This window comes from Calothrix sp. FACHB-168, assembly GCF_963889195.1.
Taxonomy (GTDB): domain Bacteria; phylum Cyanobacteriota; class Cyanobacteriia; order Cyanobacteriales; family Nostocaceae; genus Aulosira; species Aulosira anomala_A.
Genome location: NZ_CAWPNJ010000036.1, coordinates 33,167 through 59,752 on the forward strand (window position 1 = coordinate 33,167; position 26,586 = coordinate 59,752).

Annotated in this window: 19 protein-coding genes; 12 read left to right on the forward strand and 7 right to left on the reverse strand. The window is 40.2% G+C overall.

Annotated elements, in window-relative coordinates; translation table 11 throughout:
- Positions 1 to 201: 201 nt before the first annotated feature.
- Both AACW45_RS21750 and AACW45_RS21755 read right to left on the reverse strand, forming a co-directional pair.
- Positions 202 to 399, reverse strand: coding sequence for a hypothetical protein (locus tag AACW45_RS21750; protein ID WP_190634709.1), 198 nt, complete (start codon positions 397 to 399; stop codon positions 202 to 204).
- A gap of 370 nt (positions 400 to 769) precedes the next feature.
- Entirely contained in the window at positions 770 to 4,681 is a 3,912-nt protein-coding gene (locus tag AACW45_RS21755) for a hybrid sensor histidine kinase/response regulator (RefSeq protein ID WP_313933796.1), read from the reverse strand.
- Positions 4,682 to 4,725: 44 nt separating this feature from the next.
- Between AACW45_RS21755 and AACW45_RS21760 the strand changes: the two genes are divergently transcribed.
- Positions 4,726 to 4,866 carry a hypothetical protein gene (locus AACW45_RS21760; protein WP_190539409.1) on the forward strand — a complete coding sequence of 47 codons (141 nt, stop codon included), beginning with the start codon at positions 4,726 to 4,728 and terminating at the stop codon, positions 4,864 to 4,866.
- Between the two features lie 30 nt (positions 4,867 to 4,896).
- On the opposite strand, the gene AACW45_RS21765 is transcribed toward AACW45_RS21760, so the two are convergent.
- Together AACW45_RS21765 and AACW45_RS21770 are read right to left on the reverse strand one after the other, a co-directional pair.
- Positions 4,897 to 6,063, reverse strand: a complete 1,167-nt coding sequence (locus AACW45_RS21765; RefSeq protein WP_190634713.1) for a glycosyl hydrolase family 18 protein — start codon at positions 6,061 to 6,063, stop codon at positions 4,897 to 4,899.
- Between the two features lie 480 nt (positions 6,064 to 6,543).
- A complete protein-coding gene (locus AACW45_RS21770) occupies positions 6,544 to 7,521 on the reverse strand; it encodes a carbohydrate kinase family protein (protein WP_190634715.1) in 978 nt (325 codons plus the stop codon).
- Positions 7,522 to 7,874: 353 nt separating this feature from the next.
- Between AACW45_RS21770 and AACW45_RS21775 the strand changes: the two genes are divergently transcribed.
- The gene (locus tag AACW45_RS21775; protein ID WP_190634717.1) at positions 7,875 to 8,138 is read left to right on the forward strand and encodes a helix-turn-helix domain-containing protein; all 264 of its coding nucleotides are present in this window, start codon (positions 7,875 to 7,877) and stop codon (positions 8,136 to 8,138) included.
- A 19-nt stretch (positions 8,139 to 8,157) separates the two neighbouring features.
- On the opposite strand, the gene AACW45_RS21780 is transcribed toward AACW45_RS21775, so the two are convergent.
- Complete coding sequence (locus tag AACW45_RS21780; protein ID WP_190634718.1) at positions 8,158 to 8,304, reverse strand: hypothetical protein; 147 nt, start codon at positions 8,302 to 8,304, stop codon at positions 8,158 to 8,160.
- A gap of 375 nt (positions 8,305 to 8,679) precedes the next feature.
- Between AACW45_RS21780 and AACW45_RS21785 the strand changes: the two genes are divergently transcribed.
- The 4 genes from AACW45_RS21785 to AACW45_RS21800 all read left to right on the forward strand — a co-directional run bounded on the left by AACW45_RS21785 (position 8,680) and on the right by AACW45_RS21800 (position 14,533).
- Positions 8,680 to 9,387 (forward strand): DUF6391 domain-containing protein, encoded by a 708-nt coding sequence (locus AACW45_RS21785; RefSeq protein ID WP_190634720.1) that lies wholly within the window; start codon positions 8,680 to 8,682, stop codon positions 9,385 to 9,387.
- 132 nt (positions 9,388 to 9,519) lie between these two features.
- Positions 9,520 to 10,518 (forward strand): glycosyltransferase, encoded by a 999-nt coding sequence (locus AACW45_RS21790; RefSeq protein WP_190634722.1) that lies wholly within the window; start codon positions 9,520 to 9,522, stop codon positions 10,516 to 10,518.
- 583 nt (positions 10,519 to 11,101) lie between these two features.
- On the forward strand, positions 11,102 to 12,730 hold the full coding sequence (locus tag AACW45_RS21795; RefSeq protein WP_190634725.1) for a DUF1565 domain-containing protein: 1,629 nt from the start codon (positions 11,102 to 11,104) through the stop codon (positions 12,728 to 12,730).
- A gap of 264 nt (positions 12,731 to 12,994) precedes the next feature.
- On the forward strand, positions 12,995 to 14,533 hold the full coding sequence (locus AACW45_RS21800; RefSeq protein ID WP_190634727.1) for a slipin family protein: 1,539 nt from the start codon (positions 12,995 to 12,997) through the stop codon (positions 14,531 to 14,533).
- Between the two features lie 192 nt (positions 14,534 to 14,725).
- On the opposite strand, the gene sfsA is transcribed toward AACW45_RS21800, so the two are convergent.
- The gene (sfsA, locus tag AACW45_RS21805; RefSeq protein WP_190634779.1) at positions 14,726 to 15,451 is read right to left on the reverse strand and encodes a DNA/RNA nuclease SfsA; all 726 of its coding nucleotides are present in this window, start codon (positions 15,449 to 15,451) and stop codon (positions 14,726 to 14,728) included.
- 225 nt (positions 15,452 to 15,676) lie between these two features.
- On the opposite strand from sfsA, the gene AACW45_RS21810 reads away from it, so the two are divergent.
- Positions 15,677 to 16,345 carry a 2OG-Fe dioxygenase family protein gene (locus AACW45_RS21810; protein ID WP_190634729.1) on the forward strand — a complete coding sequence of 223 codons (669 nt, stop codon included), beginning with the start codon at positions 15,677 to 15,679 and terminating at the stop codon, positions 16,343 to 16,345.
- Positions 16,346 to 16,803: 458 nt separating this feature from the next.
- Positions 16,804 to 17,472 (forward strand): 2OG-Fe dioxygenase family protein, encoded by a 669-nt coding sequence (locus AACW45_RS21815; protein WP_190634731.1) that lies wholly within the window; start codon positions 16,804 to 16,806, stop codon positions 17,470 to 17,472.
- A 317-nt stretch (positions 17,473 to 17,789) separates the two neighbouring features.
- On the opposite strand, the gene AACW45_RS21820 is transcribed toward AACW45_RS21815, so the two are convergent.
- On the reverse strand, positions 17,790 to 18,938 hold the full coding sequence (locus AACW45_RS21820) for a DUF711 family protein (protein ID WP_190634732.1): 1,149 nt from the start codon (positions 18,936 to 18,938) through the stop codon (positions 17,790 to 17,792).
- A gap of 176 nt (positions 18,939 to 19,114) precedes the next feature.
- Here AACW45_RS21820 and AACW45_RS21825 point away from each other — a divergent pair, with 176 nt between their 5' ends.
- The 4 genes from AACW45_RS21825 to pelF all read left to right on the forward strand — a co-directional run bounded on the left by AACW45_RS21825 (position 19,115) and on the right by pelF (position 26,581).
- On the forward strand, positions 19,115 to 20,383 hold the full coding sequence (locus tag AACW45_RS21825; protein WP_190634734.1) for a tetratricopeptide repeat protein: 1,269 nt from the start codon (positions 19,115 to 19,117) through the stop codon (positions 20,381 to 20,383).
- Between the two features lie 159 nt (positions 20,384 to 20,542).
- The gene (locus tag AACW45_RS21830; RefSeq protein WP_199331204.1) at positions 20,543 to 22,429 is read left to right on the forward strand and encodes a S9 family peptidase; all 1,887 of its coding nucleotides are present in this window, start codon (positions 20,543 to 20,545) and stop codon (positions 22,427 to 22,429) included.
- Between the two features lie 811 nt (positions 22,430 to 23,240).
- Complete coding sequence (locus tag AACW45_RS21835) at positions 23,241 to 25,055, forward strand: response regulator (RefSeq protein ID WP_190634737.1); 1,815 nt, start codon at positions 23,241 to 23,243, stop codon at positions 25,053 to 25,055.
- 5 nt (positions 25,056 to 25,060) lie between these two features.
- On the forward strand, positions 25,061 to 26,581 hold the full coding sequence (gene pelF, locus AACW45_RS21840) for a GT4 family glycosyltransferase PelF (RefSeq protein ID WP_190634739.1): 1,521 nt from the start codon (positions 25,061 to 25,063) through the stop codon (positions 26,579 to 26,581).
- Positions 26,582 to 26,586: the final 5 nt, after the last annotated feature.

The following is a 26,586-nucleotide window of genomic DNA, read 5'->3' on the forward strand; positions in this document are numbered from 1 at the left end:
TTTAAATTTGCAGCTTATACTCATTAATATATAGATATATTCTAGAGGGCATGGCACTGCCATACCCCTACCATCTGTCGCATTCTTTTTTAAAATTGGTAGAAGAAAATTAAAACCTAAAAGAATAGGCAGATTGCAGAAATCAGTAAAATTGAAATTTTCGCTAATTATTACTGAATTATCTATTTTTGGGGTTTTAAGTTAACTGGAAGTAGCAGCAAGTTGTAGTTGAACCCACAATTCTTTTTTCCACTTCAGCGTTAAAATTTTTGGATCTGTAATTCCCAAGGCTTTTAAGCAATTAGTTATGTCTTTTTTGCTTAATGAGTTTGGTTCGACTTCTGAAGCAATAAAGCGAGCAAAAGTAGGTGAGACAAATGTAGGTACTTGTAAATTCATCTAGTCTTCCCAAATCTAATAAATTGTAGAGATTTAGATCCGGAAAGGTGTTACGAGCTGATTCACAAGGCCGAAAATATTTCTCACTGCTCTAAACATAACACTTGAATCTGTAATGAGATTTAGAGAACGCTAGAGGTTGTAATAAACATCGGTACATATCTTTGTACGCTTTGCTAGCAGATGATTGTGGCTATCAATTCCATCTGAAAAAGTTAATTATTATCTAGGGAAAGTTGACTTTAGCTGGCGTCGCGTAATACAAATATAACGCAATATTAGGATTTTGTTTGTATTACACAAATTACAAAAATGGTTCTTCTTTATATAACTTTGTATTTCTTGATATTTTTCTCTGAACTTTAGATATCTATACACCAGTCTGAATTACTCGAACAACCGCTTCTAACAAGACTTCTGGCTCTACTGGCTTAGGTAGATGCAGTTGAAACCCTGCTGCTAAAGCTTGATTGCGATCGCACTCGGTAGCGTAAGCAGTGAGCGCAATGGCAGGAATTGTCCCTCCTTGGGCTGGCGAAAGTTTTCGTAATTGTTGGATTAGCATATTGCCATCCATTTCTGGCATACCAATATCACACAGCAGTAAATCTGGGAGGAATTGCGGCAAAATATTTAATACTTCGGCGGCGGAAGTAGCAACCGTGACATCTGCACCATGCTGGGTAAGAATAAATTCTGCTAAATTACCCATATCGGCTTCATCGTCTACAACCAAAATCCGCAAGCCTGTTAAATTTACAGATAAGCGGGAAGGTTGATTGTCTGGAGATGATTCCGGCTCAATGCTGGTTGCTGGTAACAAAACTGTAAATGTTGCGCCTAAACCCTCGCCTTGACTTTGGGCTTCTACCGTACCCCCATGTAGCTCGACAATTTGACGAACGATCGCCAAACCTAACCCCAATCCGCCAAATCTACGGGTTGTACTGCTATCAGCCTGGCGAAAATACTCAAAGACATGCGGTATAAAGTCAGCATTGATACCTTTACCATTATCAATGACTTGAATTTGCACTTGCTTACCAATTTCTGCTAACTTTACTTCTACTCGTCCGCCTTCTGGTGTAAATTTAATGGCATTGGAGAGTAAATTCCAGAAGACTTGTTGTAAGCGATTGGCGTCGCCAAATACGGTTTGCTTGCCTGGTTGCAAAATTGTTTGAATTTGAATAGATTTGCTATTGGCGGCTAACTGTACTGTTTCTATCGCGCCGGCAATCACTTCGATGAGGTTGACTGGCGCAGTCTGAAGACTGAGTTTACCCCGTAACATCCGGGAAATATCGAGCAAATCTTCAATCAGTTGGGCTTGGAGTTTGGCGTTGCGCTCGATTGTTTCTAAGGCTTGCTGGGCTTTTGTGGGGGTTAATTTTTGCGTTTGCAGTAACTTTGTCCAGCCTAAAATGGGATTGAGGGGCGATCGCAATTCGTGAGATAGTACTGCCAGAAACTCATCTTTGACTCGGTTGGCTTGTTCCGCTTCTGCTCTTGCTTGACGTTCGGCTTCATATAACTGAGCGCGGGAAATGGCTTGAGCGCATTGACGACTAATTGCCAAAATAAATTCGCGATCGTCTGCTGTCAGTTGTTTATACTCTAGGAAATTCAGCGACATTCCACCCACCGATCTACCTTCAGCTACTAGGGGTAGGGACATCCAGGCACTATTATCATATTTACTGTAATTTTCTGCTAAATGAGGATAGCGGCTAACTCTTTCGCCTACGGTTTCCATCCACACTGGCTCTCCGGTTCGGATAGCTTCGGTTAAGGGAACAGGAGTATTCATGGAAAATCGTTGCCAAGATGCTGACAAGTCACTTTCATAACCGACAGCTTTGACAAGTTCTAGCTCGGTGCCATCATCGCTGACTAGCACCACCATTGCAGAAGTAGCTTTTAATACAGCCATGCTTTGTTCTACAATTACCTCCACCACTTGCAAAGGAGTTAGAGATTGAGAAAGGGCGGCTGTCACTGTTTGTAAGCGGGCGGTGCGATCTGCGGCGGTTTCGGCGGCTTGTCTGGCTTGTTGGGCTTGTTGATAAAGACGGGCATTATCAATAGCGATCGCAGCTCGTCGCGCTAAATCTTCGGCTAAAGTCAAATCTTTTTGGCTGTAATGACGCTTAGATTCGGTAAATACAAAGGAAATACTGCCAAAAACTTTTTCTTGCGCTTTTAAAGGTGCAATAATGCAGGATTTTAAGCCTAATCCGCGTAAGAGTTCTAAATATTCAGCATCGGCAATAGCCGCAGTTAACTGTTCATCGGTAATTTGGGTAACAATTTCACTGTTTCCAGTTTGCATTACCTGAGAAATACCATAGCAATCATCCAATTTTCGCGGATAGCGTTGAGCTAATTCCCAGCCAAATTGCTGCTTTTGCGGATCGATATGGGCAATAGCAACACGGCTGATGCTGTTATCTTCATTGAGTAAATCGACACTACACCAATCGGCAAAGTAGGGTACAGCTAAATCGGCAACGCTTTGCAGGGTTTGTTGGTAATCTAAGGAAGAAGCCAGTACTGCACTTACTTCGGCTAAAAAAGCTGACTGTTGTTGGGCGGCTTCGGCGGCGGCGCGGGCTACTTGTTCCCTGACTAGTTGTACTCGTTTTTCTTCAGCTTGTTGGCGATCGCGTAACGCTGCTTGCTGCTCGGTAATATCAAAAAATGAGGCGACAACGGCGTAAGGCTGATTGCTATTGACAGAGAATAGAGGGCGGGTATTGATGGAAATCCAGGTTAAACTGGCGTCTGGTTTGTGAATACCCATGATGACATTGGTTTGTGGCTCCCCAGTGCGTAAAGTTACCATCGATGGGTGCAATTCGCCGGGGAAAGGGGAACCATCTTCATAAACAGCCCGCCAGCGCGGATCGAGAGATGTACGCCCCATTATTTGATCGGCTGTTAAGCCTAAAATTTTCTCTGCACTGGGATTACAGGTAAAAATTGCTCCATCAGCATACTGTAAAACAATGCCCTCAGCCGCCGCTTCAATTACCGAACGATAACGTTCTTGGGATTCTTGCAGGGCTGCTTCTACCTTCTGGCGTTCGGTAATATCGGTAACAGCAGTAATAACGCTGATAATTTCGCCGGCAGCATTAAATAAAGGTGAAGCATTAATTGATAAAATCGAAGTGGTACTATCGGCATGGGCGATCGCGTGTTCCACTCCATATACAGCTTCCCCAGTTTGCATCACCCGCGCAAAAGGTAGTTCAGCTTCGGGAAAAGGTTGCCCTTCGACAGTGGTAATTGACCAAGATGGATCGTTATATACTCGTTCTGTAATGCTACTATTGGTTAATTTTAAGATTTGCTCGGCGGCTCGATTAGCGGCGATAATTTGTCCGTCAGGATTGATAATAACAATACCATCAGGCATTGTCTGAAAAATACTCGATAACCTAGCTTCACTCTCGCGCAGAGCATTTTCTATCTGTTTGCGCTCGGTGATATCGTGCATGACTACCACAGCACCTTGTTTTTCACCTTGCAAATTAGCGATCGCTTGTCCATTTGCTGAGAAGATTCGCGCTACTCCCTGCTGAGGTGCGATCGTCATTTCCACATTTTCCACCCGTTCGCCCTGTAAAGCCCGAAATAAGGGAATATCCGCCGTATTCATCGGCGTTTTACCATCAGGCAAGTACAGATTGTAATATTCTGCCCATTGCTCCGGTAGTATGGGTTGTACGGGTAATCCGTGAAATAATCGCGCTGCTTGATTAAATAACTTTAATTGCCCATTGGCATCGCAAGCCACAATTCCGGCTTGAATATTATCTAACAAGACATTAAGAAAATCTTGCTCTTTGCGTAGCTTTGTTTCTAATTGTTTCCTTTCTGTAATATCTAAAAAATAAGCTAATAAACCATGAGGAATCGGTACCAACCGCACCGACAACCATCGATTTAATGGGGGATAAAACTCATCAAACTCAACAGGGAATTTTTGGTTAATTGCTTGCTGAGAGTATTGAAACAAATCACTCGTAGCATCAACAGCAAATGCATCCCACAATATTTTGCCTAATAGACGCTCTCGCTGGATGCCCAAAAGCGCTGCAACTTGATTGTTAACCGAGGTGACAAGCCACGAGCTGTTGATTTCAATTAACGCCTCAGCCATGTTGTCAACAATTGCTTGGAAGCGTTCTGCAGCAGGTAGATCGTTGGAAAACTGTTCTGATGAATATATTTCTGAGCGATCGCTGTTCAGATGAGCCTCCTTTACCCCGGCAATACTGTCACCAACCGAAAATAATCTAGCCTAGCACTAAATGCCCAATGGTTGATCTGAGCTTTTCTGATTCTACAAGTTTCAGTAAATCGGCGTTAAAAATTATCTTATTACAAGGCAGAGAGCAGGGGACAAGGGAGACAATTGTACAGACAAGGGCGATCGCGTCTTTAACAAATGACTATTGACTATTGACTATTGACTACTGACTTAAAAACCTAAAATATATAATAATGTGAAGGGTAGGCGCAATTTTTGACAGCTTGAAGTAAAGGATCGGGAATTTCTGCTTCAGGTAGCCAGCCGGCTGCTAAATCCCAAATAATGACACCGCCTAAACTATTTTTCTCTACATAATTAATCTTTACCTGTACCGATTTCTCATCTTCATAAGAAATAAAACTATCAGTAGCAGAACCCAAGGTATTAATTTTTAAATAGGCAGATTGGGTGGTTTCATCCCAATGATAAACCTGCTTTTTGTAATAGCGATGAATAATATCAAAATAAGGAATTGAAGCTAATGTAGGTATTTGGGTTTTGTCCCATTTTTGTAATGGCTCAAATACACCACCCCATTTTTTACCCTCAAAATCAATTCCAATTCCTAACTTACTGGCGGCTACACCTGCATTGATAAAAGCTTTGACTAATCCATCAGTAGAAGGCAGAAGTTGATTAGTTCCGGGAAGTGTGTGCCCACAGTCATACAGTGGTGCATTGTGCCAAGTAACCCAACCTAGAGAATTTTCTGCTAATTGATATGTTGTGATATTGATTTGCGCGAATAGATGTTGCAATTTAGCAAATAGCTCTGGGCGATTTTTGACAGCCGCAGTTAATATTGGCTGGGGAGTAATGACGCTTAATTTCTCAGTCAAAAGATGAATAAAAGCGGTATATTGGGCTTCATCCTCTTGTGTGAGATATTCCCAATGAATATCAATACCATCGTATTGTTCGCCATCATAGCCTCTACCATCGTTGGTTAAAAATTTCACCAAATTAGTTGTAAAGGCGTCAAGATTTTCTGGGCTGGTAGCGGCTCTAAATCTATTGTTGATATTTGTCGCCCCATTGATTTCTGCTTTTTCATGGGAAGCGATCGCAAACAGAGCTTTTGTACCAGATGCATGGGCTGCTTTCAGCAAAGCTGCTGAGTTTTCTGGAGTAATTTGATTAGTCTCAAAATCCAAACCGGCGGGAGCGAAAATTGCATTTTGCTGTTTAGCACCAGGTTTAACCGCAAAATGAACGATTGTAGTCACAGCACTGTAATCAATATTTTCCGGGCGTAAATAATCTTGTCGCCAACCGGGATAATAAGCGCTAGTCCATCCCAAAATGCATTGATTATTGACTGGGAAACTATCAAGTGTTCTCATATAGCCTCTGTAACCTAACAATTTAGCGATCGCGATGAAGTATCAGCACAAACTACTCTACAAAGGGTGTTTGTATAATTCCGGTTAGGTTAGGTAGAAATAAATACTAGGGGCTAGGGGCTAGGGGAAAAGATTTTCATGTTTGGTTGTGATACCAATTTACAGCTATTTTCAGGTAAATAGACCAAGCTGTAGGGGCACGGCACCAGTAAAATTATTGTATGTACCAAAAGATTTTCGATGTTCCCTACTACGACAGATGTGGATCAAATAGCTGAAAACTGCGGTAAAAAAAGAATGCGACAGATTGTAGGGGCATGGCACTGCCATGCCCTCTAGAATATATTGATGTTTCGCCAAAACTATTTAAATTGGTAGTGAGATTTTATAGCGATCGACTCGCGTGATTAGATCCCCGACTTCTTCAAGAAGTCGGGGATCTAAGAATTTACCAAAATTAAGGCGATAAACTATGAGCCGCTAAATTTGATGAGAAGCCAGAAAAGCTTCGACTTCCGCCGCAGTGGGTTGAGAAGCGATCGCACCTGGTTTAATTGTAGTTAGGGCACCTACAGCGCTCGCATAAGTCACAATAGTTTTTGCTGTTTCCCCATTAGCTAAGTTTTTGATCCCATGCTGCAATAGTTGATGGATAAACCCGGCTAAAAAGCTATCTCCCGCGCCTGTTGTATCCACCACAGGTATAGAAAATGAGGGGAGTTTACCTTCATTTTCCACCAAGCAATAGGCGCAACCGTTTTCCCCATCTGTCACTAGCACTCCTTCTAGGGAATCGACTCGGTATGTAATTGCACCAGGATCGCTAGTATCAAAGAGCCATTCAGCTTCTTCTTTAGATAATTTAACAAAATCGACTCTTTTCAGTACTTCTTCAATTTTTTGCCGCGCAATCTCGTGATCGTGCCAAAATACAGGACGCCAATTCACATCTAGCAAAATCTTTAAATCGTAATATTCTGCTAATTCCAGGGCGCGATGAATGGCTTTTTCACTATCTGGATAAGCTAATTCCAAAGTACCTAAAACCAAAAAATCTGCCTCTTGAAATAAAGATTTCGGCAATTTTTCTGCTATTAGGTGCGTATCAGCAAATTCGGTGGTATCATACTTGCCAAATCCGGCAAAAGTGCGATCGCCTGCCAAATCCCTAGTTACATAAACTTGTCTGGTTGGCGCAGTTGGATGGCGCTGTACCCCTATTGTATCTACACCTAGTTCTTGTAACAGGTTGACCAATTTATTCCCTGGTTCATCTTCACCAACAGCTCCGATAAAACCCGCTGGTGTCCCCAGCTTGACTAAAGCACAAGCCACGTTAGCTGGCGCTCCTCCTGGGTAAGGAGTCCAAGACTGAACCTCTTCTAGCTTTAGCCCCAATTGATCGGCTAAACAATCAAACAAAATTTCACCGAGACATAAAACGCGGGGATTGCTCATTTCATTTTAGAGTTTCGATTTGGGAGGAAGATTTTCCAGTATAAAATCTACAATAATCTTTGCTTTATGTCGCCAGTCCTTCATAGAATGAAATAGCAATTTTTGCTACTAATCTTAGGGTGTAAATGTTTTGCTCCCACATTTTATTGCATCAGTAAAAAGGCTGAATTGATATATTAAATGGTAGTATTTATTACTGGCAATTTTTCAATTTCATGACTATGAGGCAAAAATAAACAAAAAATAATGGCAATTATCATGCTAACAGCGCGGAAAATGCCTGCCTAGAGAAGAATCTTCTAGAATTAGAGAGAGTGATTAAGTACATATACCAAGGGAGGATAGAATAAGTCATGGCTGCTGGCGAGTCTGTGACCCCTGTTAGTCTGTCAGACAGAGAACTGCAAATTATCGACTTAGTGGCCGCTGGCTTAACTAACCAAGAGATTGCAGGAAAACTGGAAATTAGCAAACGCACAGTTGATAACCATATCAGCAATATTCTCACGAAAACCCAGACGGAAAACCGAGTAGCTCTTGTGCGCTGGGCTTTACAGTGGGGCAAAGTCTGTTTGAATGATGTCAATTGCTGTTCTCTGCCTAACCATAACGATTAACGCGATCGATGGCGTTGAATTAGTACATCATTGATTGCGCGATCGCATTCAAGTTCTTTTGGTTTACAGCCTGGGCAAATCTGACGCTTAAATAAGTTTTCTGCTCTTCACGCCTTATTTCATCAGTGTGAACTTCTACCACCAACTTTTTGAGCGTCCAAGTCAACCAATTTTGGATTTTGGATTTTGGATTTTAGATTTTGGATTGAGCCAAGCACTAGGTTATTTGGCTCAAGGTGCTTAAATTTGGGATTTGTTTGGCTTCAGGCTGGACATAAACCAAAAAATCGAAAATCGGCCATCTAAAATCGAAAATTGGCACAGTCAACCAAAAATCATCGAGATTGACGACTAATAATCGTCAAGGGGAGTCTTTTCACTATCGGTAAAGGGTTTTATCAACTTTACCGATAGGAAATTTCCCTTAGGTACATAGGATATTTACCCAAGGAACAATAAAAATTAGCAATAATATCTTGCCGCAAGCGCTACATTTGTAAGAAATCTATGTTGCTCCATCAGCTTGAGGAGCAGTGTTTCTATGAATACTTCTGCTTCCTTTCAAAGTGGTTCATCTCCCTTTGACTTTTTTAACTTTGATTTGACGGTTCCCCTATCAGGAAACTTTACCAACGCAGCAGATAAAGTTGCTGCTGGAGATTTTGCCCAATCTACACCAGATGCTGATTTACTCAAACAGCTATCATTTATTCCCGGATTGAAAGAAATCTTGCTGCTGCGACAAGTTCACGCTTTAGAACATGCTACTGTTTGGCTTCTTGGGGAATCTAACAGCACCTCTAGTTCCCCCACAGCAGCCAAAAATTTTCAAATTGATAACGAATTATTAAGCGGTTTGTCTACAGAGCAGGGATTTTACCTTTATGGTGAAGTAAATATCAGCGATTTACGGCGTGCAGTTACTTTGGCGCTACATCGCCTGACTCATGGAGAAGGGGATTTAGCGATTCATCCCCGTTGCGGGACTAATTTATCTGTAGCCATGTTGTTAACAGCTGGATTAGCTGTAGGCGTGCATTTTTTGTTACCATTTCGACCAATCGAACAATTGATAGGTTTAGGGTTAGCCGCAACAACAGCAGCAGAACTCGCGCCAGATTTAGGTTTTATGGCACAACGCTATCTCACCACCGCCATTCCCTTTAATCTCAAAATCGCACAGATTATTCGTACAAAAGATATGTGGGGACGGGAAGCGCATTTTGTCAAAGTAAATTGGCAGGATTAATGAGCAAGTATAGTATCTTTGCTGATTGCTGATGGCGAATATCCGCCCAGTATCTATTCTGCTCTGCCCAGCAGTATTTCCATTAATATAGTGACTTACCATTATGCGATCGCTCATTTTAGAGGTTAAGTCATGAGAAAACTGTATTTCTTACTTCCAGGGACAGATAATAAATTTGCTTGTGGTGGGCTTTGGGCAGAGTTAAAAACACTTCATTTAGCTCAACAAATTTGTAGTGCTGAAGTTGTCACTTACCGTCAACGCGAACCAGGTAAACTTTTTCTGGACGATTTACTGCAACAAAAAAATTTAACCGATGTCATTTTTGTCATTAGCTGGGGTTTTGATATTGCTAAACTCGCAGCGAAACTGCAACAATATAACGTTGTTTATCATGCTCACAGTGCAGGTTACAAATTCAGTTTACCTGGGAATATACCCATTATTACTGTGAGCCGCAATACAATGGGGTATTGGGGACAAAAATCTCCTAACTCTTTAATTTATTACTTACCTAATCAAATTAGTAACGAATTTCAAAATTTACATCTAGAGCGAGATATTGATGTTTTAGTTCAGGCGAGGAAATCATCAGCATATTTAATGAAATCTTTGATTCCTGAATTAGAGAAAAAATGTCAAGTATTCGTTGCTAATTCCTTTATTGAAGATTTACCCGGATTATTTAATCGCGCTAAGATTTATCTCTATGACTCGGCTGAATATTGGGCACAACAGCGTGTAACTGAGGGATTTGGCTTACAACCAATGGAAGCTCTTGCTTGTGGTTGTCAGGTATTTTCTAGCATCAATGGCGGATTATCGGATTACTTAGACCCTGGCTTTAATTGCCATAAAATTGCAGCATATTCGCGAGAATTTGATATCCAAAGAATTTTAAAAGTATTAGAATCGCCTGTAAATACCACCTTATCTGAAGATTTCTTCGCTGAGTATCGATACGAAAATATTATTAAACGGTTGCAAGTGATTGTGACTGAATTAAATGAATTTTTCGACCATAAAATTCAACATTCCCAAAATATTCCCGATTTAACAAACATACGTCTAATTAAATTAACGGCAAATAACATATATAGTAAAATACGTAAAAAATATTTCTCAAAATAATACCAATCTGAAAAAATAATGCCACAGATTGTAGGGGCATTGCATTGCCATGCCCTCTAGAATATATTGATGTGCCGCCAACATTCTTTAAATTAGCATAAGTCAAATACATACCTTTTTTAATAAATGTCGGGTGTGCACTTCTTACCACGAAAACCTCAAAATTTTAGCAAAATTTAAGAAGTGCCTGCCCGGTAAAAATCTTAGGGACTTTCAGAAAATAAATTATCCAATTTACCATAGAGAATACTTTCTTTCTCCCCCCTGCACCCTGCACCCTGCCCCCTTGCCAAAAAAGCGATAGTATATTTTTTTAGTTGTAAGTCCAATAATATTAATCTCCTCACATATAGCAGACAAAAACTGTACTACCGGGGGGTCAGACCTATCATTCGCCAAGTGTAGTTAGGACTGCACCAACTTCCCCAACTGGTATATTTAAAACCCTGCCAAAATTTTTCTTGATTTTTGCGGAATGTATCATTAGACTCTGGAAGTCAATGTTGCTATTTAATTCTTAGCAAATGCTACCGAATTTAATGGTTAGCGTTAGTATATCTATGTCTTTTTTCGCAGTATAAATATGGCACAAGATTTTTACGTAAATTCAGGGTCTGGTAATGACAGCAACGTTGGTAGCCAACAAGCCCCCTTTAAAACCATCGCTCGTGCGCTTAAGGGTGCTACTTTAGGCAGTAAAATCCAACTAGCAGATGGTACTTACAATGCCACTACTGGAGAAGTCTTTCCCTTAACAGTACCATCAGGCGTAATAGTGGTAGGTAACGAAGCTAACAAAGGTAGCTCTGTTGTAATTGAAGGTAGCGGTAACTACCTCAGCCGGACATTTGCTGGACAAAATGTCACCTTTGTGATGCTGAATGATTCACAGCTACGGGGCGTTACTGTCACAAATCCAGCTACTCGCGGTTCTGCTGTTTGGGTAGAATCAAGTACGCCGACAATTGCTAATAGCACCTTCATTAATTCCAAGCGCGAAGGCGTGTTTGCTACTGGCGATGCAAATCCAGTCATCGTTGGTAATGTCTTCTCAACGAATGCGGCTAATGGTGTTTCCATCGCGAAAAATTCCAAAGGCGAAGTTAAAAGTAATACCTTTTCCAAAACTGGTTATGGTATCGCCATTAGTGATGCCGCAGCCCCGACAATTGTTGATAATAAAATTTCTGAAAACCGCTCTGGAATTGTTGTTTCTGGGACTGCGCGGCCTATTTTACGCAACAATATCAGCGAGAAAAATACCGATGATGGCCTAACAGTCATTGCTAGTGCTTTCCCGGATTTAGGCAGTATCAGTAATCCTGGGGGTAATGTTTTACGCAATAACGGTAAATTTGATTTGCAGAATGCTGGTAGTAACAAGCTGGTATCTGTAGGAAATCAAATCGATCCATCTAAAATCTCTGGGAGCATTGAGTTTGCTGCTACTCCCACACCAACGCCTACACCAACCCCCACACCCACCCCCACACCCACACCAACGCCTACTCCCACACCAACGCCTACACCAACCCCCACACCCACCCCCACACCAACGCCTACACCAACGCCAGTACCAGTACCAACACCCACCCCTACTCCAACACCAACACCCACACCCACACCCACCCCTACCACAGACTTAACAGACATTGCTAATCATTGGGCGGCTTCATTTATTCGAGAATTAGTCAAACAGGGTATAGTTAGCGGTTTTCCCGATCGCACTTTTAAACCTGATGCGACAATGACTAGGGCACAATATGCAGCCTTACTAGTAAAAGCTTTCAACCCCTCCCCAAATCGTGCGGCTACTAAATTCAAGGATGTACCAGCAGATTTTTGGGCGGCTAAAGTCATTCAGCAAGCTTATCAAGGTTTATTTCTCGCTGGTTTTCCTAATGGTAACTTCCAACCCAACCAAAATATCCAGCGTGTACAAGTGATAGTTTCTCTAGTAAATGGCTTGGGATTATCTGCTGATACTACAACCGCTTTCAAATTTGACGATCAAGCCAAGATTCCCGACTACGCCAAGGATGAAGTCGCCAAAGCGATAGACAAGCAAATTATCGTTAATTACCCCAATCCTAAAGCACTCAATCCTACCCGCGATGCTACACGCGCTGAGGTAGCGGCACTAGTTTATCAAGCTTTAGTTGATGCCGGTCGTGTAGCGGCGATTAACTCGCCTTATATCGTAGTTGGTTAATTCCTCTACTTAGCTATCTATATACCAACAAAGTCCTTTTTTGGGGATTTTGTTGGTATATTTTTTTGCATATTCATTTTCGGGTTGTTTTGGCGATCGCATTTACATTTGCATCATCAAGAAATATAATGTAGTATGTGTATTACATGCTGAACTGCAAATACAACTATTGAAACTATAAATTCCGCAGCACAGAGTAAAAATCCCAGGTTGTAAATGTTTTTATTAAACCTTTTACGTCGGCTCAGACTACCTAAAATATCTATGAAAATTTCTTTCTGGAAAACCTTCTATATTAAACCTAACGAAATTGGAATCTTATATCACCGCAGTGATTTCAAAAAAATCTTACAGCCTGGTACATATACTTATTTTGGTTGGCATTGGCAAGTCAAAACCTTTGATTTGAACCAACCAGAAGCTAAAATTGAGAACTTAGAACTGTTGCTACAAAATCACAGTTCCGAGTTACAGCAATACTTAACAGTTGTTCGTACAGCCTTTAACCAAGCAGCTTTAGTCCGTCTAGGACAAAATTGGTTAAGTATTTCACCTAACCAATTACGCGCTTTTTGGCGTGGTTTTATTGAGGTAGAAACTCATCTATTTAACTTAGAAGAAACCTTAGAAATCCCTGCTGAATTTGTTCAAAAATTACGCGGAATTTCCTTAGCTGGTATTCAGAAACTGCAAATTTCCGAATATGAAATTGGCTTACTGTACGTGCAAAACAACTTTATCCAACCTTTAGAACCAGGTGACTATGCTTTCTGGTGCTTTGATAGGGTTGTCTCTGTTCGGAATTTTAGCCGCATTCTACCTAATCCCAGCTTTCCCTTGGAAGATGTCTTAATTGAGAGACATCCAGACTTTGTATCTGCTTATTGTGAAACAGTACAATTACAGAATCAGCAAGTAGCAATTGTCCGCTATCAAGGGAAAGTAATTTCCATCCTTGCGCCATGTAGCCGCAAGCTGTTTTGGCAAGGTGTAGAAGTAGAGGTAATTGATATCAGCAATGATGCAAAATTACCCTCTCGCTTAGTTGCAGAGTTAGTTTCCGGCTTACCAGAGGCTTTAAGTCTTAGCCGTAACAGCCTGCATATTTGCGAAGTTCCTACACAACATATTGGCTTGCTCTATATTAATCAAGAATTTCAAAGCCAACTTCAGCCAGGAAAACATGCTTGGTGGTTGTTTGGACGTTCCTTTCAAACGGAAGTCTTTGACTTGCGCCAACAAACTCTAGAAGTGTCTGGTCAAGATATCCTTTCTAAGGATAAAGTACCTTTACGCTTAAACTTAACTGCTGGCTTCCGTATCCTCGATCCTCTTAGAGCAAAAAATGGCTTATCAGATATTATTAGCTATTTGTACAAAGAATTACAATTTGCTTTGCGTGGTGCAGTAGGCGAAAGAAGCTTAGATACGTTACTAGAGGATAAAGGGGCGATTGATAGAAGTGTTTCTGACTACATTCGCCAAAAAATCGCCGACTACGGAATTGAAATAGATTCAGTTGGGGTGAAAGATATTATTCTCCCTGGCGAAATCAAAACTATTTTGAGCAAAGTAGTAGAAGCGGAAAAAGCCGCCCAAGCCAACGTAGTTCGGCGTCGAGAAGAGACTGCTGCGACTCGCAGTATGTTAAATACGGCTAAGGTAATGGAGGATAACCCCGTTGCATTGCGGTTGAAGGAGTTGGAAGTATTAGAGCGAATTGCTGAGAAAATCGAGAAAATTCAAGTTAATGGCAGCTTGGATAGCATTTTAACCGATTTAATTCAGATAAATCGCCAGTAAGGGACTTCCAACTAAACAAATATACTATCACTGTGTAGGCAGGGAGCAGGGGGAAAAATCAAAATATCTTCTCTCGGAATTTGGATAATTTATGTCTGGAAGTCCCTAAACTCAGAAAAATAGATATCAATATAGATGCACGCCGATAAGCAATGCTTGTTATCTGGGTGCATCTTTATGTTTAGCTAAGAATCAGATTTTGAGCTTTGCTAAACCTAAATAGCGTATACCTTCGGGAGAGATATCAAAACGACAGGGTAATACTTCTAAACCGATAGCGATCGCATCCCGTAACAACTTACCATATATAGGGTCTGTAGTATCACCAGGAGCAAACTCCGTACAATCGCCGCGATTAATAAAGTACAGCATCACCGCACGACTTTGAGGTAACAAAGCCATCAGTTCTCTTAAGTGCTTTTGTCCCCTAGTTGTTTCTGTATCGGGGAAGATGGCTAAACTACCTTGACACCAAGTTGTATTTTTTACTTCTAAATATATTGGACGTTCCCCATCACTTCCTGTTAAGAAAAAATCCACGCGACTTTTCTTATCTTGTCCATAAACTACTTCACCTTTGATGTGACTATATTCACCCAACTCCGGGAATAAATATTTCGCTAAAGCTAACTTAACTATCTGATTTGGTAAAGCAGTATTCACCCCTACCCAAGTAGGATAATTATCATCCACTTGAATTAATTCTAAAGTGTAAGCTAATTTGCGTTTCGGATTAGCACTCTTAGAAAGTTGCACCGCACTACCAACAGTAGATACTCCAGTCATCGGCCCGGTATTGGGACAATGTGCTGTTACTATTTCACCATTTAATAGCTGTACATCAGCAAAAAAGCGCTTGTAGCGCTTTAGTAAAATTCCCGGATATAAAGTTGGGTAGCGATAAAGCCAATCCATAATTTTGACAATCTCTCGCGTAACAGCAAAGAGATAAGTTTACCTCTAAAGGATGACTATTTTTACTTTTTGAGTACAACTTTTGGAAGAAATTCTCTTTACCATAGTTTGGCATTTTTTGTATTTATTTTCACGCTAGTTTAATAAAACTCAGCATACAATAGTGCTTATCAGCCTCCTAAAATCAAAAAAGTTAGGAGGGTTGCAATCTGCAAGTAGGTAAATCCTATGCAAACAGTCCAGGGAATGACGGAATTAGAATATGCTTTTTTGTTTACCCTAAGAAAGGTAAATTCCATCAAGCTAGAAGGTTTTAAACCATTTTTTAATAATTTACCTGTAGACCCTTATATTAAAGGGAATTATCGTTCGCGAAGATTATCTAGATTTACAGTTTTGGGAGATAAATTAGTTAAATTACCTCACGGTTATTTCTATCAAAGCAAAGATTACAATCCATTAATGGGAGATATTAAAAGAGAGTTTGCCGAATTAGATGATGCGTTGATAGAACTGGATATATTTAAAAGCTTGGTTTTCGCATTTACTGATTCATGTAAACTTCATCCAGAAGCAGAAATAGGAGTACATCAGATTAGAATTAGCTGTTCACCTGAGAATATGGGTAATCCTGCACCTGAAGGTATCCATAGTGATGGTACAGATTTTATCGGCATCTTCTCCGTTAATAGACATAATATCGTCGGTGGCGAAACACGTCTATATACTGCCAAGAAAGAAAAACCAATTTTTAGTAAAATTCTCAATCCTGGAGAACTTTTATTAGTCAATGACCATGAATTTTTCCATTATGCTGCTCCCATTAAACCAGAAATTCCAGAGCAAGGAACATGGGATGTTTTTGTACTAACTTCCCCTAGTTTGCTTTCTCATTAATCGTATTAAATAATAAAACTATAGATTGTCATGATAAAAGGGAAGCAGCAACCCTACAGATTCATCTTTTTTATAACTTTTAATGACTTTAAATTGGCGGAATAATTAATCTAGCTAAAATATTTGGCAATCTATAAAAGCTGGGGAATTTAATGTAGTCATTTACCCAGCTTTTTTAATGTTGAATAGGCAATAATATGGCTAATAGTGATTTATCTAATTTAATTTATTTAGTTGCTACATCAATAAAATGCCTCAGTAATAATATTTAGGTCAATGTAACAGCCAATGTGCGATCGCACTGTTGCTTGAATAGCACAAAACCTCCATACCATATTTTGTAATTTTTTGTAGTTATTTTTACGACAGTTTAATAAAACTCAGCATACAATAGATCTTATCAGCCTCCTAAAATCAAAAAAGTTAGGAGGATTGCAATCTGCAAGTAGGTAAATCCTATGCAAACAGTGCGGGGAATAACGGAACTAGAATATGCCTTTCTCTTTACCTTAAGAAAGGTAAATTCCATCAGATTAGAAGGTTTTAAACCATTTTTTAACGATATGCCTGTCGATCCTTATATTAAAGGTAATTATCGTTCTCGCAGATTATCGCGGTTTGTCGTTGCTGGGGATGAGTTAATTAAACTACCTCATGGTTATTTATTTCAAAGCAAAGAATACAACCCATTAGTAGGAGATATTAAAAGAGAGTTTGCAGAATTAGATGATGCGATGATTGAACTCGACATCTTTAAAGAGATGATTTTCGCATTTACTGATTCTTGCAAAATTCATCCCGAAGCAGAGATAGGAGTGCATCAAATTAGAACTAGCTGTTCACTGGATAATATGGGTAATCCTGCACCTGAAGGTATCCATAGTGATGGTACAGATTTTATCGGTATCTTCTCTGTAGATAGAAACAATATTCAAGGCGGAGAAACACATTTATATACTGGTAAGAAAGAAAAGCCCATTTTTAGTAAAGTTTTACATCCCGGCGAGCTTTTATTAGTCAACGACCATGAATTTTTCCACTTTACTACTCCCATTAAACCAGAGACTGATACTTTAGGAACAAGGGATGTATTTGTATTAACTTCTCCTAGTTTGCTGATTAATTAATACTATTTACAAGTAAAACCAAACATTTTCATTAAGGGTGTGTTATGCCATAGGTTAACGCACTCTTAATTTATAGTAATGGGGCATGGGGCATAGGGCATGGGGCATTGGAATATTAATTTTTATCTCACGCAGAGGCGCAGCGAAAAGTCTGAGCGGAGGTTTCCTCCGATCAGAACTTTTCAAGACAGAGGCGCAGAGAGTAAGAGTTAGAAAAATCTACTTTTTCATTTCTCTCTTTCTTGGCGCACTTGGCGTTCTTGGCGGTTCATTTCATTAAAAATAATCGCATCTCCACGAAAATTTATATACCCTCTTCAATCTACCGCAAATATTTGACAATCTACTAAATATGGAGAATTGAAAGCCGTCATTTCTCCAGCTTTTTTACCTGGAATAGGAAATAACCTAGCTGATAGAGGTTTATCTAGCTTAATCGCGAGAGTAGCCATATCAATTAAGATGGCAGCAATTTTTTCAATAGAAATATCGCCAGGAATGGGAACTGTATCTAATCCACAACCACAAACTGCTGAATACAGTAACAAATTGGTAATATCATAAGTCTTTTCATTAGCTCTTGTAGCTAATCCCACATCTTCGCAAACAGGAAGCATCAAACCAGAATAGCCACAGATTTTTACTGATACATTTTTTAAAACACGAGTTAACATTCCCGAAATTGCTAAAGTTCCTGGTTGTCCAAATTTACCTTGCATAAGCTTTTCATAGGCAAAAGCAATACTGTTATTTTTATCTAATGATGGTGCAAGGGAAGTATCAATTCCTAGAAAAGTAATTGCAAATTTATCAGATATAATCTCGGCAATATTTGCAACTTGCTTTAACTCCATTTCTAATAATATTTTTAGTTTTGCTTCTGCTGTTGGTATATCATCAGCTTGAGAGAATGCTTGAGTTAACAAATCGCAGCACTCTAAGCCAATGGCAAATGCTGATTCACCTTGATGGTATGATGTGGGGAAAAATGGGATTCCTGGTTTGCAGTTAGCCCAAGCACAAAAGCGAAAATTTCCATAACCATTTTCGCTATCTTGGGAAATATGCTTAATTACCCTAGCTGATTCTAAGGCATTTTCTAAGTTAATTCCCGTTGCGCGATCGCCAATTTTACTCGAACAATAAATTACTGAGGTTTGTTTGTTAATTTCGGGAATTAAAGCGATAGTTTTCGGTTGAGATGCATAACCGATATTGAAAAAACTTAAATTGAGATTTTGACAAATTTCTTCTAAGCGTTGAATTTGATTTATTATTTCATTCTGAGATAAACCTTGCAGATATTCTTCCCAAGAATTCGTGGCTATTCTTGTTGTTTGCACTTCATAGCCTTGTTGAGTAAAAATATCCTTTGCTTGTTGGTTAAATTCAGCAGCTTGTTTAATTTTTTCTGCATCTTCAGGAGATTGCAGCGAAATTCCTGTAGTAATAGTTCTGATTTTCATGGGTTTTTATAATCACAATAACTGCCTGCGGGTAGCGTCTCCCAGAGAAAACGCTAAGTCAGAGAGATTGATAGAGAATATGAAAATTACACTTGTGGTGAGTAGAGCAGTACTAACATAGGAAATGAGCTAGAGTCACCGTGAATACCTAATATAGTCATAACTAAATAAAAGCCATGAGTAACGAATTCTATAATCAAGGTTTGGAAAAAGCTAAACAAAAAGACTACGCTGGCGCAATTGCGGAATTTAATCTGGCTTTACAGCAGACACCTGATTTTCCAGAGGCTTATTTTCAACGGGGATTGGCATATTATGACTCAGGGGCAATTCTCCAAGCTGTGTCCGATTACACCGAAGTCATCAAGCTAAACCCGGAAAGTGTGGAAGCATATTACTCTCGCGCCTTGGCTAGGGTGGCGTTAAAAAATTTACCTGGCGCGTTGGAAGATGTTGAACGTGCAATTCGCCTTAATTCCCATTATGCCGCAGCTTACAGCTTACGGGGGATGGTGCGGCGCAAACAAGGGTATCTTCATGATGCGATCGCAAATTTTAAACAAGCTGCTGAATTATATCTCCAGCAAAAGGATGCAGAAAATTGTCGTCTGTGTTTGGAAAAAATTAAACAACTACAACCACCAGCAAAACCAGCCGTTACACCAGCTAATTCTCCGGCTATAAAAATCACATCCCCACAGGAATATTTTAGGCAACTATTAGATAAGGCAGAAAAGGGAGATACTGAAGAAGCGATCGCAGATTTAAACTGGGTATTACAAGCCGATCCCCAAGATGCACAAGCTTATTGCTGTCGAGGGGTAGTAAATTGCAAAATGGGTAAATATCAAGAAGCGATCGCGGATTTTAATCAAGCGCTTAAATTAAATTTTGTTGATGCTATTGTCTATCGTAACCGAGGTAAAGCCCGTTGTTTATTAGGCGATTATCAAGGCGCGATCGCAGACTTTAACCAAGCGTTGCAAACTGAACCCCAAGACGCTTTAGTTTATGTGGCTAGAGGTAATGCTTATCGCGCTATGAGCAATTATTTGGGTGCAATTCAAGACTATTCGCAAGCAATCCAAATTAATCCCAACGATGCCCAAGCTTATTATAATCGCGGGATTGCCCATACACATTTAGAGGATATGCAACAGGCTATAGAAAATTATCAAAAAGCTGCTAGTATTTTTCTCGAAAAAGAAGACTGGGATAACTATAAATTAGTTTTAGATAGTCTGAATAAAATTCAAAAATCACTCCCCGAAACGAAACAGCAAAAATATAATCTGCTCCGCCAGCGATTGTTACGTCTAGTTGGCGGACAATGGGAAATAGCTCAAAGATTAATTCAGCAGAAAAAAGATAACTATCCGCAAATGCCAGAAGAGTGGTATTTACAAAAAGTAATCACAGAATTAGAACGCGATCGCGGAATTTAAAAAATTGCCAGAAGCAGAAAAAACCGGGTATTCTTACTTTTGGGTAATCCCACCCATGAATACCATTATTTTGCTGTGAAAATCTGCCAGATGCGGCGAATGCGATTTTTTTCCAAGTTTTTCATTACTTTCATTGCAGTATTGCTACTACCTATTCTCATGGTTTCTGCACAAAATCCTCCGGTTAATCCAGGCGAGAACCTAGTTACTGAAGGTATCCCCCAAATACCTGCATCCCTAGCAGAATCGGTAAACCGCTATACCCAGTTTCGCGCGGCTAGTCTTGCTAGTTGGCATCCCAGTCGCCGGGAAATGTTGATTTCTACACGCTTTGCTGATGTACCGCAAATCCACTTAGTTAAATTTCCCCTGGGGAGTCGCAAGCAGTTGACATTCTTCCCGGAACGAGTCGGTGGTGGTAGTTTTCAACCGACTGAGGGTAATTACTTTATCTTTAGTAAAGATACTGGTGGTAATGAATTTAACCAAAATTACCGTTATGACTTAGCAACGGGAGAAATTACCCTGTTGACTGATGGAAAGTCGAAAAATAGCCGGGGTGTGTGGTCAAATAAAGGCGATCGCATGATCTACACTTCTACTAGACGCACGGGTAAAGATAATGATTTTTACATTATCAATCCGCAAAATCCGCAAAGCGATCGCCTATTAACACAAGTTGAAGGCGGTGGCTGGGGTGGTATAGACTGGTCACCAAGCGATCGCCAATTTTTGGCACTGGAATATATTTCTGCCAATGAAAGCTATCTGTGGCTCATCGATACCCAATCAGGCGAGAAGAAACTCATCACACCCAAAGGCGGTAAGGAAAAAGTCGCCTATTATGGCGGTGTATTTAGTAAAGATGGTAAGGGTTTGTATGTCATCACCGATCGCGACTTTGAATTTTCGCGGTTAGCATACATTGATTTAGCTACAATCCAGCATACATATCTCACCAGTCATATCCCTTGGAACGTTGAAGACTTCGACTTGTCTGATGATGGTAAACACATTGCCTTTGTTACCAATGAAGATGGGGCGAGTGTATTACATTTGTTGGACACAGCCACAGGTAAAGAAAAGCCACTACCAAAGTTACCAGTAGGTAATATATATGGTGTCAGTTGGCATCGCAACAACCAAGATTTAGGCTTTACCTTAGTTTCTTCGCGCACACCCGCCGATGTTTACTCCTTAAATATTATCACCAACAAAATCGAACGCTGGACAGAAAGCGAGACAGGCGGCTTAAATACCGAAAATTTCCCCGAAGCCCAGCTAATACGCTGGCAAAGTTTCGATAACAGAAGCATCTCCGGCTTTTTGTATCGTCCTCCCGCTAAGTTTACAGGTAAACGCCCAGTCATTATTAACATTCATGGCGGCCCAGAAGCCCAGTCTCGTCCATCATTTTTAGGGCAGAGTAACTATTACCTCAACGAATTAGGCATTGCCATACTGTATCCCAATGTTAGAGGTTCCAGTGGTTACGGTAAAACCTTCTTGCAGTTGGATAATGGCTATAAACGAGAAGACTCGGTGAAAGATATCGGTGCATTGTTAGACTGGATTGCAACCCAACCAGATTTAGATAAAGACAGAATTTTAGTCACAGGTGGAAGTTATGGCGGTTATATGTCCTTAGCTGTTGCTACTAAATATAGTGGACGCATCCGTGCGGCGATTAATATAGTCGGCATTTCTAACTTCGTCACCTTTCTGGAAAAAACCGAAGGTTATCGGCGCGATTTGCGGCGGGTAGAATACGGTGATGAACGCGATCCCAAAATGCGCGAATTCTTGCTGAAAATCTCCCCAGTAAATAATGCTAGTCGCATTCAGAAGCCTTTATTCGTGATTCACGGTCAAAATGACCCCCGCGTTCCTCTCAATGAAGCCGAACAAATTGTTGCTACAGTCAAAAAGAATCAAGTTCCCGTATGGTATTTGATGGCTAAGGATGAAGGACACGGATTTAGCAAGAAGAAAAATATTGACTTTCAATTCTATGCAACTGTGATGTTTATCAAAGAATTTCTGTGAATTTTTTGAAATAATTCTTGACATTTAGTATTTGTCAAGAGGGTAGTCAGCACTCTTGCTAAGTTGATGACCAATGACTAATGATCATTGGTCATTTTTTTATATATTATCTTGTCATAATTAAATGACAAGATGATGTGATAAGTGGAAAAGCGATCGCAATTTTTAACCTGAAATTAATCCGGAATTTTCACACACTTTAGTAAAGCGATTGACTAATTACTTACATATCTACTAACTTTTTAAAGTTATTACTAATTTAATAAAGTAACTTCATGTTAAAATCCAAACGATGCTGACTTTTTCTATTGGCACTTAATTTTTAACGATTAAATAATCAATAAAGTCACTCGGTGTCACAAAATCTCTATCAGGGGCAATTAGATATGCAAAATTTCCAAGATATTGAGCATCAGCTTGACTGAAAATTAGAGTATTTGGTGTAATCTAATTTACCTGAATACTTGATAGGCATAGACTTTCAGCAGTTTTAAAGATACATAGCAATAGCTGCAGAAAGCAAGTAACACTCTAATTGAACGTCAACACAGAATTGACAATTATACATCAGCAATCTTTACTAATTCTTCTTACATCGAGCTACTTAAGTATATATAATTGTCTATATTCTCTGCCAAAAATTATTATTATCAGAGATTAAATTGTACGTAATGTTAATGGGGTGATATACAAATTTAACCAAAATCTAGATAGGGAAGTGTTGTTAATTAATAACATAATATCTCAATTTTGCACCCCAAAAAACAATGAATTATTTACACACTTTTAGTGAAAGCACCTATATATCTACATGGTTAGTGTATTGCTGGTTGATGACCAAAATTGTATTAGAAGATACTTGGAAGCTCTACTAGATCCAGTGTTGGATTTACAAGTAATCGCTAAGACTCCAAAAGGGAAAAATCCGATTGAACAAGTAGCTACTTTACAGCCTGATATAGTCCTGATAGATATAGATTCACTCCGCTTAGATGGAGTGCGAGTGACTGAGACTATCTGTCAGCGATTTCCACTAGTCAAAGTTTTGTTGTTAAGTAGTGACGATAGCGACGAATATATTCATGAAGCCTTAGATGCGGGAGCAATGGGCTATTTGCTTAAAGATGCATCAACTGAGGAATTTCGCGATTCCATGCGCTTTTTTTGTGAAAGCTATAGTGAGTTAGAAGCTCATTTTCCCGAAGAATCCCTGGTAAAAGTTCCCGTAGCTAGTTCAGTCTCTGCAAACTCAGCTTATGAAGAATCTGCTGTCAAACTTCCTGCGGCAGAGAGAAGACTCAGTTTACCTGCTTCATCTCACCTCAAGTCAGCCGGAAACTTAACCCTACTACCAAGCAAGCAAAAAGAGATTCCCACTGAAGCCAATCCCCCATCACCTAAACAAATAAGTTGGCAGCAATTATTAATCTTACTCATGATTGCTGTAGGCGGGACAACTGGTATATATCTGATCCGCCAAGCTTTGAGAACGCCGTTACCATCTTTGAGCTACTTACAACAGCAATCAGCCTTGATAGGTACAGAATTTAGCGGTAAAGTAAAGCCCGCAAAGATAGTCAAAATCGCCGCTTCTAGCCCTTCAGTAGTAGAAAAGATTAATGTCAATATTGGCGATCGCATACAACTCAATCAACCCCTGATGGTGGTGAAAAATCCAGAGGGTGACAGAGAAATTGAACAAATTTTGCAACAACGCCAAAGCCTGCTGCAACAAGAACAAGCAGCACTCCAACAACAGCAAGCAGCGCAACAAAAAGTATTTATCTGGGAACAGAAAATCAGCGATATCAAGCAAAACGAATCCCCTCTAGCTGAAAAGATAGCCGATGCAGATTTAGAGCTATCCTTATCGCAGAGCGAAGCTGATAAACTGCCTTTACCCCAGAGACAAGATTCGGTAGAAAGAACCAAAGCCATATACGAAAGAGCGCAATCACGAGTGCGACGGTTCGGACAACTATATCAACAAGGTGCGATCGCAAAAGATCAGCTAGAACAAGCAGAAGCAGATATGAAAGTCGCTAAAGCAGATTATCAAGTAGCTATAACTGCTGCGGCTACTGCAAACGATTTAGAACGCGCCAAAAAGCAAAAATCTCAGTTACAGCGTCAAGTTTCCCTAGAACAACAAAAACTCAAGCGCCAAGAACTAGAGCAACAATTAAAAAATCTGCGTTTAGAATCGCAACAAGCCACCGAACGATTAAAATTAATTCGGCAACAAGCAACTCAGCTATTCCAACGACAAATGCCATCGACAAATACCATAGTCAAGGCAACAACATCAGGCGTAGTGGTACAACTACCAGTCAAGATAGGCGATCAAATCTTTACTGGCAATCCCCTCTTAGAATTGGCTCAACTTAAGTACCTCAACGTGGAAGTATTGGTGAATGCGCGCATCATTAATGCTCTACGTCCAGGGCAAAAAGCCACTGTGAAAGTCGGTGTCGGTAAAACTGCGCAGAAATTTACAGGAAAAATCATCACGATTAATCCTATACCCGCAGAGAATATGAATCACAGTGTTGAGATCCAGTTTGAAAATCCTGAAGATGCTTTACTAGTGGGGCAAATGGCATCTATCCAGTTTTTAAAAGAGTAATATTGATGAAGAAACTCTCTGTATTATTAACTACGGAAGGGACGTATCCGTATCATAAAGGTGGTGTTAGTACCTGGTGCGATGTTTTAATCAGCCAACTACCAGAGATAGATTTTCATGTATTGGCGATCGCAGCTAACCCCTACCTAGAGTTACGCTATAAATTACCAGATAATATCAAGCAACTAGTTAAAGTCCCCTTGTGGGGAACAGAAGACCCTGTAGAATACTCTTGGCGCTTTCCCTTTTCTCAAGCCTTCAAAAGCAAAATCGCCACTACCAATAGAGTAATTTCCAGCCAATTTATCCCTTTATTTGAGAGTTTTCTAACAGCCATCCTCTTTGGCCAAGCAGATATTGAAAAATTAGGCTACCTCATCCTAGCCATTTATAAATATTTTCAGCGTTATGACTACCACAAAACAATGGAGTCAAAACAGGTATGGTCAACTTTTCAAAAATTAACCTCTACTCATTGGCATCCGTTAGTTAATCCGGCTACCGTCACCCTTCTAGAACAGACGGAGGCCATGCGCCTACTTTATCGGTTTCTGATCCCCATTCATATCCCTGTTCCCCAAACCGATCTCACCCATGCCTCATCTGCTGGTTTTTGTAGCTTACCTTGTGTCATTGCCAAATTAGAACGAGGTACGCCCTATCTCCTGACAGAACATGGTATCAATATCCGAGAGCAGTATCTCAACTTAAACCGTAGTATTCCCTCCCTCTTTGTCCGACAATTTTTATATCGTTTAATGGGAGCCGTAGTTAAAGTTAACTACCACTACGCCGATCAAGTTTCTCCCGTGTGCGAATACAATGCTCGTTGGGAGCGTTGGTGGGGTATCCCCGACCATAAAATCAAGGTGATTTATAACGGAGCCGATCCGAATATTTATCATCCTACCCCGCCAGTGACAAAAGAACGCCCTCAAGTCATGAACATGGGCTTGATTTTCCCCCTCAAAGGACAACTAGATTTAATCGCCGCCGCCGCTATTGTCCGCGAGAGAATCCCTAATGTAGAATTTCGCTTTTATGGGCGTCCTTCCGATGAAAAGTATTTTGCCCAATGTCAAGAACTGGTACGCACCCATAAATTAGAAGACAATATCAACTTCGCCGGCTTTACCAGCGAACCTTGGCGTGCATACAGTGAAGCCGATGTTGTCGCAATGTCGAGTATTTCCGAAGGTTTCCCTTACGCCCTGATTGAAGCTATGCTTTCGGGTGCTACCATTGTTTCTACTGATGTGGGTGGTGTCAATGAAGCATTAGGTGATACTGGATTGATGGTGCAAGCCCATCGCCCACAAGCCCTAGCTGCGGCAATTTTACAGCTACTCGAATTACCTGAAGAAGAAAGACGAAAATTCGGTCAGCGAGCCTATGAACGCGCCATAAATCTATTTACACAGCAAAAATTCTTAGATGCCCACCTAGATACTTATTACCATCTCACACAGCGAGTAAGAAAAGACACAACACCCAAAAAAGAATTGGCGATCGCATCTTCTATGTAAAAACC

What these genes read in the sequence shown, in the direction of transcription:
- AACW45_RS21760 (WP_190539409.1), top strand. Translation starts at nt 4,726, where the DNA reads ATGGTTGATCTGAGCTTTTCTGATTCTACAAGTTTCAGTAAATCGGCG.
- AACW45_RS21800 (WP_190634727.1), top strand. Translation starts at nt 12,995, where the DNA reads ATGAAAATTTCTTTCTGGAAAACCTTCTATATTAAACCTAACGAAATT.
- AACW45_RS21785 (WP_190634720.1), top strand. Translation starts at nt 8,680, where the DNA reads ATGAATACTTCTGCTTCCTTTCAAAGTGGTTCATCTCCCTTTGACTTT.
- AACW45_RS21815 (WP_190634731.1), top strand. Translation starts at nt 16,804, where the DNA reads ATGCAAACAGTGCGGGGAATAACGGAACTAGAATATGCCTTTCTCTTT.
- AACW45_RS21835 (WP_190634737.1), top strand. Translation starts at nt 23,241, where the DNA reads ATGGTTAGTGTATTGCTGGTTGATGACCAAAATTGTATTAGAAGATAC.
- AACW45_RS21810 (WP_190634729.1), top strand. Translation starts at nt 15,677, where the DNA reads ATGCAAACAGTCCAGGGAATGACGGAATTAGAATATGCTTTTTTGTTT.
- AACW45_RS21830 (WP_199331204.1), top strand. Translation starts at nt 20,543, where the DNA reads ATGGTTTCTGCACAAAATCCTCCGGTTAATCCAGGCGAGAACCTAGTT.
- AACW45_RS21790 (WP_190634722.1), top strand. Translation starts at nt 9,520, where the DNA reads ATGAGAAAACTGTATTTCTTACTTCCAGGGACAGATAATAAATTTGCT.
- AACW45_RS21750 (WP_190634709.1), bottom strand. Translation starts at nt 399, where the DNA reads ATGAATTTACAAGTACCTACATTTGTCTCACCTACTTTTGCTCGCTTT.
- AACW45_RS21825 (WP_190634734.1), top strand. Translation starts at nt 19,115, where the DNA reads ATGAGTAACGAATTCTATAATCAAGGTTTGGAAAAAGCTAAACAAAAA.
- AACW45_RS21775 (WP_190634717.1), top strand. Translation starts at nt 7,875, where the DNA reads ATGGCTGCTGGCGAGTCTGTGACCCCTGTTAGTCTGTCAGACAGAGAA.
- AACW45_RS21820 (WP_190634732.1), bottom strand. Translation starts at nt 18,938, where the DNA reads ATGAAAATCAGAACTATTACTACAGGAATTTCGCTGCAATCTCCTGAA.
- AACW45_RS21770 (WP_190634715.1), bottom strand. Translation starts at nt 7,521, where the DNA reads ATGAGCAATCCCCGCGTTTTATGTCTCGGTGAAATTTTGTTTGATTGT.
- AACW45_RS21765 (WP_190634713.1), bottom strand. Translation starts at nt 6,063, where the DNA reads ATGAGAACACTTGATAGTTTCCCAGTCAATAATCAATGCATTTTGGGA.
- pelF (WP_190634739.1), top strand. Translation starts at nt 25,061, where the DNA reads ATGAAGAAACTCTCTGTATTATTAACTACGGAAGGGACGTATCCGTAT.
- AACW45_RS21795 (WP_190634725.1), top strand. Translation starts at nt 11,102, where the DNA reads ATGGCACAAGATTTTTACGTAAATTCAGGGTCTGGTAATGACAGCAAC.